This is a genomic window from Ligilactobacillus equi DSM 15833 = JCM 10991 (genome assembly GCF_000615765.1).
In the GTDB taxonomy this organism is placed as follows: Bacteria; Bacillota; Bacilli; order Lactobacillales; family Lactobacillaceae; genus Ligilactobacillus; species Ligilactobacillus equi.
This window is the reverse complement of the sequence record NZ_BAMI01000155.1, coordinates 1-569: the sequence shown is the minus strand read 5'-3', so window position 1 is coordinate 569 and position 569 is coordinate 1. Positions and strand designations below refer to the sequence as shown.

Annotated in this window: 1 protein-coding gene; it reads right to left on the bottom strand. The window is 37.3% G+C overall.

The genetic code is table 11. From position 1 onward, the window contains the following. The coding region (locus tag JCM10991_RS14200) for an adhesin isopeptide-forming adherence domain-containing protein (RefSeq protein WP_035189203.1) at window positions 1-569 on the bottom strand (569 nt) is incomplete at both ends.

Below are 569 nucleotides of genomic sequence, written 5' to 3'. Positions count from 1 at the left end.
GTGATTGTCCAAGAACCATCATCTGCATTCCAAGCCAATTTCACATCATCTTTAATGCTATTGCCCTTAGCATCCTTAACAGACCATGCATCTTTACCAGCTAAGTCAACAGCTACCTTAGCTTGATCGTAATCATCAGAGAATGACCATACGTTAGCTAGTTCTTGTGTTGTGAATAAGTGATTTGCTAATTCGGATAAGTCCCATGTACCAGTGTAATTAATTACTTGTCCATGAGAAACAGAAGTCTTATCAATGTTAGTGTTATCAGTATTAACTACAACCTTAGTTGGTTTTGGATCCGGTTCAACATTGTTTTTGACAGTATTAGACTTGTAGCCCTTGCTGTTATTAACTTGGTTCATTGTGTTGGTTAAAGTACCAAGAGCATCTGCTTTAACAACAGAGTTGAATGAAACAGTAAGCTTTTGACCCTTGTAAGTGTCCAAGAACTTAGCCTTGTCTTTAGGAGTTAATAGCCATTTACCATTCTTAAGGTCCCAAGTTGCAGTTAATTGGTCGGTAATGTTATTACCTTTAGCATCCTTAACCTTAAGTGTTGCTGTATT